The organism is Bdellovibrionota bacterium (assembly GCA_035292885.1).
Classification (GTDB): Bacteria; Bdellovibrionota_G; JALEGL01; order JALEGL01; family DATDPG01; genus DATDPG01.
The window spans coordinates 40,716-51,855 of record DATDPG010000021.1 but is presented as its reverse complement, the minus strand read 5'-3'; the positions used below and the strand labels follow the sequence as shown (position 1 = coordinate 51,855).

General features: G+C 54.2%; 8 protein-coding genes. 3 read left to right on the top strand and 5 right to left on the bottom strand.

All coding sequences use genetic code 11. The annotated features are described in order from the left end of the window. Positions 1 to 173 precede the first annotated feature (173 nt). The 3 genes from VI895_01940 to VI895_01930 all read right to left on the bottom strand — a co-directional run bounded on the left by VI895_01940 (position 174) and on the right by VI895_01930 (position 4,932). Entirely contained in the window at positions 174 to 2,750 is a 2,577-nt protein-coding gene (locus VI895_01940; protein ID HLG18561.1) for a type II secretion system protein, read from the bottom strand. 9 nt (positions 2,751 to 2,759) lie between these two features. Next, positions 2,760 to 4,646 carry a PilZ domain-containing protein gene (locus VI895_01935; protein HLG18560.1) on the bottom strand — a complete coding sequence of 629 codons (1,887 nt, stop codon included), beginning with the start codon at positions 4,644 to 4,646 and terminating at the stop codon, positions 2,760 to 2,762. A gap of 133 nt (positions 4,647 to 4,779) precedes the next feature. Next, on the bottom strand, positions 4,780 to 4,932 hold the full coding sequence (locus tag VI895_01930; GenBank protein ID HLG18559.1) for a hypothetical protein: 153 nt from the start codon (positions 4,930 to 4,932) through the stop codon (positions 4,780 to 4,782). Positions 4,933 to 5,011: 79 nt separating this feature from the next. Here VI895_01930 and VI895_01925 point away from each other — a divergent pair, with 79 nt between their 5' ends. Next, positions 5,012 to 5,617, top strand: coding sequence for a DUF4230 domain-containing protein (locus VI895_01925; protein ID HLG18558.1), 606 nt, complete (start codon positions 5,012 to 5,014; stop codon positions 5,615 to 5,617). A gap of 17 nt (positions 5,618 to 5,634) precedes the next feature. Here the strand turns inward: VI895_01925 and VI895_01920 are convergent, their stop codons facing one another. Further along, complete coding sequence (locus VI895_01920; protein HLG18557.1) at positions 5,635 to 6,225, bottom strand: hypothetical protein; 591 nt, start codon at positions 6,223 to 6,225, stop codon at positions 5,635 to 5,637. A gap of 421 nt (positions 6,226 to 6,646) precedes the next feature. Here VI895_01920 and VI895_01915 point away from each other — a divergent pair, with 421 nt between their 5' ends. Both VI895_01915 and VI895_01910 read left to right on the top strand, forming a co-directional pair. Next, positions 6,647 to 8,908, top strand: coding sequence for an NAD(P)-binding domain-containing protein (locus VI895_01915; GenBank protein HLG18556.1), 2,262 nt, complete (start codon positions 6,647 to 6,649; stop codon positions 8,906 to 8,908). After that, complete coding sequence (locus VI895_01910) at positions 8,896 to 10,707, top strand: hypothetical protein (GenBank protein ID HLG18555.1); 1,812 nt, start codon at positions 8,896 to 8,898, stop codon at positions 10,705 to 10,707. The genes VI895_01915 and VI895_01910 overlap by 13 nt, the downstream gene beginning before the upstream one ends. Here VI895_01910 and VI895_01905 read toward each other — a convergent pair. After that, positions 10,662 to 11,072 carry a hypothetical protein gene (locus VI895_01905; protein HLG18554.1) on the bottom strand — a complete coding sequence of 137 codons (411 nt, stop codon included), beginning with the start codon at positions 11,070 to 11,072 and terminating at the stop codon, positions 10,662 to 10,664. The genes VI895_01910 and VI895_01905 overlap by 46 nt on opposite strands. Positions 11,073 to 11,140 lie beyond the last annotated feature (68 nt).

The window sequence follows — 11,140 nt, the reverse complement described above, 5'->3', positions numbered from 1 at the left end:
CTGTTGAGAATTCTTGGCCCGGTCCTGCGCTGCCACGAGGAAATTTCTGAGTTTTTGCGCCTGGGAGTTCAATTTCTGCCGCGGTATGTACCCCGTCATGACACTAATCCCCAGCCAGAGAATAATTCCCGCGATCGTCAGGGAAACCATCAGCTCGAGCAACGTTACGGCTGCTAGAGTGATTGTCCGCCGAGCTTCTTTCGTATGCAGTCGTCCCATGGGTCGGTAGCTACCGTGTAAGGTGGATAAGGATCGTGCGGCGCGCAATTGAACGGCTCATGACTGAGGGCGTTTGTAGAACTGACTCCAGACGGAGGCATCAACATGCCGTAGATTCCGAGATCGTCCGGTTGGCGGCTCATCGTGGTTAGAGCCGCCTGATTCATGAGGGAGGCTGTTTTTACGGGGGCGAGCGCCATCACAAAACGGGGGACCGATCCCATCGGTTCGTGGGTGAATTTGCCGATCTTACTGGTCGCGGCGGGATCGGGAGACGAAACCTCAGAATAATAAAGTTCAGCGTAGGCTTGCCCCACGGGGGTCGGTTTCCGGATACCAAGCCCTTGGACACCGCGCAAAACATAACTCGTGAGTCCGGACTCCTCGCTTAAATTATCCGCCCCCACATTGTATTCCGTGGCCCATCCGCCCCCAGCCCCGGGGTTCATAGAGAGGAGGCGAGTGATGACAGTGGTGCCATTCGCAACAGCGGTAACAATGGCATCGATATGACTTTGCGAGAAAACGTAAAAATTGAATTTGCTAGTAAAAATGAGCCGGTTCGTGCTGTCGACATCCATTCCGGTGCACGTTCCGTCCTGAGCGTAAAATTCTGCGTAGCTCCCCAGTTTAGCGTATTCGGGGGGCGATCCTTTGTCGTCTTGAAACGTCGATGTCAATGGGTTACCGGAATAGAGTGCCCCCTTCAAATCTGTCCAACTATTGGCCCAGGTCGGGTAATCCCAATCGTAACATTTATAAAGATGGTCCCCCGAAGCGTTGATGGCCATGGCCGACAATAGTTTTCCGGACAGATAATTCAAATTCGCGAGCGGCCACATGTCGGGAAATTCGTCGATAATCGAATACGTCGCCGAAACGGTCGGTGCACTCGTTGGGTTAACGACCGTCGTTTGATAGACCTGGGATCGATTAAAGAAATCATCTAAAAGGATGGCCGCGGTTCTTGTATAGCTCCCGAAATAGATCGTGTTACCGGTAACCGCAACGTTGCTCGTATCGGCCATGTAATAGAGGTGCTGTCCGGAGCGAGCGGGGGCATTGACAGCCGGGGGCTGTGTCGCGTTTTCGTCACCAAGAACTTGATACGTAGGGGTAGCGCTCCAATTGATTTTGTTGTTTGGATCGAAACCTTCTCGGGGAATGTGAAAAAGAATGGCTCTGCGTGTTCGTCCCGCGTCCATGTCTCTCGCGTAACCGCCGATGACGATGCCGGAGGAGGCCACTGTAGCTTTCATGGGAATAAAGTTAAGCGGGTTTCCTGGGTTGCTGACGGAGTTCCATTTCAGAATCCAATCCTTCTTCACCGAGCCGTCCGTAGAATCGATCACCGTAATATGACCGATTGAACTTTCGATCGGATTGGCGAGTGCCGACCATTCGACCGTCGGCACGTAAAGATAAACATTCCCTCCTTTGTCATCGACCGCAAGCTGGCCGACACCACGCCCGGAAATGGTCGCGAGATTCGGGGTCAAGAGGTTGGTATCGGTCGGAAAGGCGTCCGTATTGCTGCGCGAATCGAATTTCACTTTGAACTTAAACGGAACGTCGACCACCTTTCGTTTTCCGTCGGTGGTGCGGGTTTCCACGGCCCCTCCGACGTTAATGTTGATGGCCGTAACGTCTCGTTTATCCTTATCCGTGGTAAGACTCGCCTTTTCAGTCCCGGCGACATCGAACGTGAAACTCAACGTCCGGGCCGGGAGGGAGGAGGAGGTGTCCACACCTAACGTCGCGGACGAACTCACGTATGTGTAAATCGAGCCGATATCGGATGCGACGGGGGCAAGGCCGCCAATTCCGGATAATGGAAAAACCAACCCGACCGCTCGGCTGGTGAGTTGACGGCCAATCAGCGCGTTTGCGGGGATGTAACGCGTTCGCCCGTCGTTCGGTGACTGAGCAGGCAACGATACAATATTTCCCCCATCGGTCTTTCCAGTCACAGAATCGGTGTGGCAGCTCGTCAGGTTGCTGTAGTAGTTGAGGCTTAAGCCGGGGGCCCAGAGGATTGTCCAGTTCGGATAAGTTGTGCCTGGGACATAGGAAAATAGGTCCGTCGCATCGACCAGTGGCGAGATCGGCACGCACCAGCCCACGCCACCCAAAAAAGGAGGGGTCGGACTGAGAGGATTTAATCCCGCGGCCCAGTCATACGGCTGAGTCAATGTAAATAACTTTTTGGTTCGTTCGGGAAACCAAACGCTCAGGCGCTGGTTTGGAGTGTACGGAATATTTGGACTGGTGGAGTAATTAAGGACGGAGATGGAAGGAAAACCGGATTTTATAAGGCTGATGTCCGCGAACTTGATGTCGCGTCGAATGCCCTCCAGGGCTTCCGCCGCCGTTCCTTGATATGTGGAAAGGTCTTTTTGACTGACTTGGACCGATAGCGTGCTGGTAAATACCTTGTACGCAAAGGCGCCAAGAATCGCCGAAAGCGTAATCCCGACAAGGAGTTCGATGAACGAGAACCCTTGTGGACCGAAATGCATTTTTATTACCATGATGACACTCTATCGTTTCGAGGGAATTGAAGGAGATTCCGGAGATCGTTTCCATCTCTGGGGTGGGGCGTGCTTGAGGTAAATTGAATTTAAATCAGCTTGCGAGGCGTTTCTCTGGAGCGCTTCAGCCTCGAGTCGGCCTAACTTCTGAGCGAGTTCGCGTGGAAGGTAGGGTGCCAATCCTTCGCCGGGTATGTCTGCACCCTGCTTGAGTTTAACGCGCACTCCTGTCTTAGGGTCATACGTAACGTCGTCGATGTCCGCTATCCTTACGGGGAACATGAACGGCCCATCGATCAACATAACCTCTTCGGGATGCTCGGCCCCCGCTTCAGCCGCCGTTTCCGAAGGGGCGGATGGCGCAGTTGATTTCCGCCCCGCGGCGAGGCTGTCCAGATCCACAACGATCGGCTGTGGTGTTCGCCGATAGTAGAGAATCGTAAGACCGATAAATATAATCGAAATGGTCGTCATGATAATGGCGGAAGTGGGAGAGAGGAACGGAACGGGATGCGAAGACTGAGGTTCCAGGTCCTGTAACATGTCATCCGCAATTTGCTCGGCGGCGCTCGTGCGATCCGGTGGCTGCTGATTTCGCAGAACATCGACCATGACGGTTTCGAGTTCCGCGCGAATTTTATCCGGGTCCAAGAATTGAACACTGATGCCTGTGTCGGTGGCCCGAACCACGGTCCCGAGAAAACTGGGGGGGTTGGGAATTTTCTCGGCCAACGATGTTCCCGAAAGATCGAGAACGAATCGAATCACTTCCCCCTTGTCGATGGGAGGAACCCCCGGCATGAAAAGACCGCCGGAGCTCAAGTTGTAGAGGTATTCACGGATGAACAAGAGATCGCTTCCGTACGACACGGAAAGCGTATACTTCGGCGCCGGACCTTCTTCCCTGGGAGCGGACTCTTTGCGGAATTTCGCGGCGACTTCCGCGGTCCACGCCGATAGCCGTGCTTGGTCCCCTTTCTGCATATCCATAAAGGCGACGATCATCCCGTCGGGTGTAATCCGCGCGACACGGCCATGGAAATCGAAACCTTCGTTCAAGCTTTTGAACTGATGGGATTTTTGAATTTGGAGAAGAACAGCGGAATCAATCGGCAAAATGTTTTCCGTGAGGACGTAACTTCCCGAGACGCTAATATCCTTGAGTCGAACTTTCTCGAGAAGGGGCTGCACGACGCCCTCGATATTAAACTCGTGGATGTTATAGCGTGGATAGGTGAGGCGCCGCATTCGGCGCTTCGTGAGAGCGTCGACCAGTTTTTTCATCGATTCTCGGAAGGGCGGATTTTCGGAAAACTCGATGCTGAACCCGCGCGGCTGCGTGCTTTTCACGATTCCGTTCCACGAGAGCCCCTGCGCGAATGAGGCCCAATCGAGCGATTCGAGGATTTCAAATCGAAACTCGATCTTTTCTCCCGCGCTAACGGTAAGATCGGAAACCACGCGCATACCGCCGAGGCTGATGTCGAACATCTTCCCCTTTCCGCTGTTTTTTCCCGTTAACCAAACGCCGATATTGAATTCCGGGGCCATAACACGCGGATGAACGCGCGCCATTTGCCCCATGCGCTCTTGCAGATGTTTGAGAAGCTGGGTCCATCGGTTTTGTTCGGAGAGTTCAAATTCCTCAATGCGGAGGACGAGCCCGGTGATCTCGCTCTGCTCGACGGTCACCGGGACTGAAAGATCCCGGGTTAAATGCTCGAGCTCAAAGTCCTGCGGAAGGGAGAAGGTCACCTTTCCGCCGTTCCCTTCGCTCAAGGTGAAGAGAGGGGCGAGAACGATCTGATCTTCTTCCCCCCCGAACCAGTCGAGTTCGGTCGATTTCGCTCCAGGGGAAGCGATGGTAGCTTTGAGGCGAAGAGGGCTTAGGTCCATAGTTATCTATTCGTAGCGCGCGAGAAGAACAGATACGATGTTATCGCCTCGATCCGCGGTGGCGAAATCAATTTCTTGGTCCCCATTGAAGTCAGCCAGAGCGATTGACTCCGGATAGTTCCCCGTTAAAAGCTCACGACGGATTCATGCCCGAGCGTTCGTGTGTCGTCAACATCTCTCCGTCGAATTCCGGACCCGGGTCTTTCATCAAAGCCCTCCGCTTCGCCTGCTCCACGACCCGTACGGAGCCTTTGTGCGGGCGTATCCGACGCCGTGTGACCTTCATGGCTAGCACCCACCGCAGGTTGGAATATCCCCCCTTTCATTTCCGGATCGCACCCGGAAGCGATAGGATAATCGGCTGCATGACTCCCGCCGGCTCTGCAAAGCTAAATGCCTTGTTTTTTCTGTGCGGCGTGGTCGCCGCCCTCAGCGTCGCGTTATACCTACGTCTCCCCTCCCGGACGCCGAGGGAGCCACAGGTCGCCAGATTGGATGCCGTCCAACAAGTCAAAAACATTCTAAAACTCGGTGTCATTGAAGCGCGGGTTTCGCAAATTTACGAAGTCCGCAGAGAAAATTTGAAAATCCAACAGCTCCCGGTCCCGTGGACCGGACAGCGAAGCGTCATCGCCACCAAGGGTACTGCCCAAATTGGCTACAATCTTGAAAAGGCCGAAATCATCTCCGATTTGGCGTCAAAAAAGGTAGAGGCAAAGCTGCCGGAGCCGGAAATCTTGTCGATCGACCTCGACTTCCACTTTCTTCAAGAGGAAGACACCTTTTTGCGTCGCCTTACACCCGGCGACCGAAATAAGATTCTGGAGGCGGTGAAGATTGAGGTTCGACGCGACCTGTTGAGTCCGGAATTGAAATCGGGCGTCGAGAAGCGAGCGCAGGAACTCATGACCGACTTCGCGACCGTGTACGGCCTGCAGATTCAATTGAAAAAGCTCACACCGCCTTCGTAGGCCGGGCAAGGAGCCTCTCACGGAAAATAGAATTTCATCCCGCCGCTGATAAAGTTCGCGCTGTCGTGAAGATCGATCCCGCCTTCCAGAAGGAGATGGAAGGGTCCGCTTACCGTAAACTCCGCCCCAAACACCACCTCCACCGGAAAAGCGACATCGTTGCCGCTCGGGTTGTCGACGAACACCACGGCGTCGTCGATCCCGCCGTAGAGCGTGACTCTCCCGAAGTCATTGTGAACGATCAAATGACTATCGATCGCCCCCTCTCCCAGCGTGCTTCCCCCCACGGCGACATAGAGGCCGGGATATCCTCGCCCGTCCCGGACGAGAGGAATATCGAGCATTCCCCCGAAATAGACGTCGTCGTCGTTAAACTGGCTGCGTCCGAACCCGATCTTTACGTGAAGTCCATATCCGCGGCCGACGCCAAAGCCACCATGAAGGAAAAACGAAGCGTCCGTGTCGCCGTTGAATGCAATTTCAGGTTCCATCCCAAGCGAAAACTTTCCACCGTTCAGAGGTGCGCTCCGGAATACTTCCGCCTGCGCGGTTCCAGCGAAAAGCGCCAAAATCCCTGCGCACACGTATGTTGTTGTCGGCGAATGCACGCCGGTACCTCCCTTACCTAAGGATGTTGATACGTCGGAAGTTTTGCGCTTACGCGTTTCGCATCATCTCATAACCTCGAATTGCTTACTCCTTGAAGCCACGATTGACAAGCCGTTCGAAACATAGATTCCCCCGATGGAATCCAGCGGTATCGCTTTCCCCGCTGATCGAGGAAGAAGGCGTGTCGAGGCCCACGGGGCCCCGTCGAACTTTCCGATGATGGTACTTAAGGTCCGCTGGTCCATGGCGTCAAATCCTTCTTGATCGAATTCAAGCATCACAAGACCCTTTTGGTCGGGAAACTTTTTGCGTACCGTGGAAAAGATTCGTCCGAGGTTTGCGAAGCCTCAACGCTGTTACAACTCCGCATGATCTGAGGGCATTCGCAGGTCGGACGTGTAGAATCCGGTACGGCGATCGATGGAAGAATTTCTGGGCGTCAGCCATGAAGCGATACTTTTTGCTTCTACCATAACCGTTGCGGCGGGAATGCTCTGGTTTGTGGCTCGGAGAATGGTACGCCAAAAGCGCGACACGCAGACATATGAAGAATCGGTCCGGCAACAGTTGCACATCGCCCCTACCCTCCATCCGGTGATCGATCCGAACACGTGCATCGGCAGCCTATCTTGCATCAAAGTCTGCCCCGAGGGAGACATCCTGGGAATCGTCGAAGGAAAAGCCGCTCTCATTGAAGCGTCCAACTGCATCGGCCACGGGCGCTGCGAACTCGAATGCCCCGTGGACGCGATCCGCCTGGTCTTTGGTTCGAGCGAACGCGGCGTGGACCTTCCGGAAATCGACCAATTCTTCGAAACCAGTCGGGCCGGCGTTCATGTCGTCGGTGAATTGGGTGGAATGGGACTTATCAAGAACGCCATCACCCAAGGATTACAGGTTGCAGCGCATTTCAAGAAGATCCTGGGTCGGTCGAACGAGGAAGGTACGACGGACGTGGCCATCATCGGGGCCGGCCCAGCCGGAATGGCGACGGCACTGGCGTGCAAGGAAGCGGGGCTCAAGTTCCGACTTCTGGAAAAGGAAGAAAAATTCGGAGGCACGATCGCGAATTATCCCCGCCAGAAGTTGGTCATGACGGAAAAGGTGAAACTTCCCTACTTGGGATGGTTTGGCCGGCCGGAAATTTCAAAAGAAGATTTGCTCTCGACTTGGAATAAGGCATTGCGTGCCGGCGAGGTTCAGGCCCATACCGGCATCGCGGTGACCGGCATTCAAGGTCAGGACGGAGCCTTTAAGGTCGTCACGAACAAAGGGGCTCTTCGGGCACGAAAGGTGGTGCTGGCCATCGGCCGAATGGGCACGCCGCGCAAGTTGGATGTGCCTGGCGAGGAGCTTGAAAAAGTGACCTACCGCCTCATCGACCCGGAACAATACAACGGGGCGAACGTTCTCGTGGTCGGAGGAGGAGATTCGGCGCTCGAGTGCGCGATCATGTTGGCCGAACAATCGAGCGCGAAGGTATCCGTCTCGTACCGCGGTCCAGCGTTCGGGCGCTGTCGGCCGGCGAACAAAGAAAAGATGGATGCCTTGATCGCGCGAGGAAAAATCCGCGCATTGATGAGTTCCAATGTGAAAGCGGTCCGCCCGAAAGCGGTCACATTGGATGTCCGGGGATCTTCGGTCGAGCTTCCCAACGATTTCGTGATCGTCCAGGCGGGAGGGATTGTCCCCACCGAGTACCTCAAGCAATTGGGAATCGAAATCAAGCGATATTTCGGAACCGAGCGAATACCGACGGCGCGAAGACCGTCCGGCTCCTCGCTCGATCTTTCGCGGGTCACCCAAGAAGTGGTCTTGGAAGAGAAGAAGAGGCGGTCAATGATCGTCGGCCTAACCGTCTTCGGCATTCTCATTGTCGGGTATCTCACCTACGTCGGGTTGAACTACTATCGCCTCCCGATCGCGGAGAGGGTCCGCTCTCCGCTCCATGAATCGTTGCGACCCGGAGGAAACTGGGGGCATGGAGTCGGTATCGTCGCCACGCTCGTCATGCTTTCTAATTTTCTCTATCCCATTCGCAAACATGCGCGATGGATGAAGGGAAAGAAATCGATCCGGAACTGGCTGACGTTTCACATGTTTGTCGGCTTAATGAGCCCGATCGTGATTTTGTTTCACGCGGCGTTTCAATCCAACAACATGGTGGCCACGCTTTCCTATGTCTCCGTACTCCTGGTGGTCAGCTCGGGAATCGTCGGTCGATTCATCTATGGCCTGATTCCGGTGGAGGGCGGAAGATATTTGGAAGCTGCCGAACTTCGATCGAGGATGGAGCAGCTCGCAAACCACCTCAATCCCTACTTGGAGCAAATGGGGAAACCCAAACTCGTCCACGAACTCCTGCAATCAGCTACCGCGCCTATTCCCGCGTCAGCCTCGTTTTTCGGAACGCTTGTCTCCGGACCGTTCGAAAATCTCACCTTGCGGAGACATCTCCATTCCTGCCGACGCCTATTTGCCGACAGGCTGGCATTCAACGATTTCAAGAATACGGTTCGGCGCCTCTCCAAAATGCGGCGCCAGCAGTTCTTCTTTCGCAAAGTTAAGGGATTCCTCTCGTGGTGGCGAGCCATTCACGTCGTATTGGCGGTTTTTCTCGTGGTCGTGATCGCGCTTCATATTTATACTTCAACACGGTTGGGGTATCGGTGGATTTTCTAAACTGGCGATACGCGCTTCTCTTTCTAATCGTATTCGGATTGTTGCCGACAAAAACTTTTGCGGAGTTCAACCTCATCTCGCCGGGTCCTTTGGCCCAACCGCACGCGTTTGTCGAAGGAGAGGGGAACTGCCTGAAATGCCACCAAGAGGGAAAACAGGTCGTGGGCGGCGAATGCCTGACCTGCCATACCGAGCTGCAAGAAAGAATCCGCCAGACAAAGGGCTACCACGGGCGGTTAGACCAGGTCGCCGACCGATGTGGAAAGTGCCATCCCGACCATGCGGGACGCACGTTCAAATTGATTCATTGGGAAAAAGGAAAAGAGAATTTCAGCCATGAAGATACCGGATATTCGCTTCGAGGAGGGCACGCGAAGGTTCCGTGCGCCGGGTGCCACGATATCCGGCGAATTAAAGATTCGATCGTGAGGGAGATCCTTGCCAAAAATCCCGGGAAGGAAACCTATCTCGGTCTGACTACGGCCTGTGCTTCGTGTCATTTCGATGAGCATCGAGGCCAACTGTCCGCCACATGCGAGAGCTGTCACGACGAAAATGAATGGAAGAAAGCCCAGAAATTCAACCACCGGACGACCCGGTTCCCTCTAGTGGGCAAGCATCGGCCCGTCCCTTGCGAAAAATGCCATCCATGGCAAAAGGACACGACAACGCCGGCGAAGTCCTTTCCCACACCGCTTCGGAAACAATTCTTAGAACTGAATGGAATGCCGTTTTCCAGTTGCGAGAGCTGCCACCGGGACGTGCATGAAGGAAAATTCGGCAAGACTTGTGAAACCTGCCACACGCCAAACGACTGGCACGAACTGATCAATAAAAAGGTGAAAGGGCGAGAGTTTCACGAGAAAACTCGTTTCCCGTTGCGCGGCGCGCACGCGTCGGTCGAATGTCGCTCGTGCCACGGCCCCTTCGGAAAGACGCCGGCGAAATTCAAGGGGCTCAAGTTTGAAAGATGTTCGGATTGTCATATCGATGCCCATGTGGGCCAGCTCACAGCTGCTCTCTGGAAAGATTGCAGCGATTGCCACAACGTAAATTCCTTTTTGCCGGTGGAATTCGATCTACCGGATCATATGAGAACGCGATATCCGTTGGAAGGTGGACATCGAGCGATCGCGTGTCCTCTTTGCCACGCTCAAAAGAAAGAATTGGCTCGAATGGTTCCTGAGACCGCAAAAAGGTCCCTAAAGAACCAAGGCCGGCCACTGAAGGTAAGCCTTGCCCTGTTCCATTACACAAAATCGTTACAAGTTTGCGAAACCTGTCACGTCGATCCGCACAAAGGACAATTCTTTCAAACCAATCCGGTAAAACGGTGCGATCAATGCCATCAAGTGACCTCGTTTAAAGAGCTCCGATTCGACCACAATCGGGACAGCCGCTATCCGTTGACCGGAAAGCATGCAAAGATCGCCTGCGCCGGTTGCCATCCCTCCGAAAAGCAGGGAGCGAGATATCGGCCCATCGCGTTCGCGTGTGAAACCTGCCACCGCGACGTTCATTTGGGGCAATTCAAGGCGCAAACTTCTTCCGCGGGAGTTTGCGAACGCTGCCACACGACTGAGGATTTTAAGAAGAAACTTCTCTTTGATCATAACGACAAGCGTTTCACGACGTTTGCCCTAGAAGGAAAACATTCGTCTGTTAAATGCGAGAAGTGTCACTTCTCCGTGACCGTCGCCACGAATGTAAGAGCGGTTAAATACAAACCGTTCCCGCGGATTTGCGAGGGATGTCATGTCGATCCGCATAAGGGAGCGTTCAAGGATTTTCTCCCGTGAGGACCACGTTTAAATATCTTGTTCTCTGTCTTGGACTCATGGGTTCGCGCGCGCTCGCGCAGACTTCTTCGGTTGAACCGTGCGAAAAATGCCATAGCTCTTCGGCCTGGGAATTCGCCGCGTTCAATCATTCGAAAACCGGTTTTCTCCTCAAAGGGAAACATCAGGCCGTTTTGTGCCGGCGATGTCATGAAAGCGGTGCCTACGAAAAACGCATTGATCAGACGTGCCGTGCGTGTCATCAGGATATTCATGCCGGCCAGCTCGGAATGAACTGCGAGAAATGCCATGATGAGAACAGCTGGATTGGCAACTTCGGGCCCGAAGCGCACCGAAGAACCAATTTCCCTCTCACCGGCCGGCACGCACTAATTCCGTGTGAGGAATGTCATATGGAAAAGCGTGAAAAAACATTCTCGCGCGCGGCGCTTGA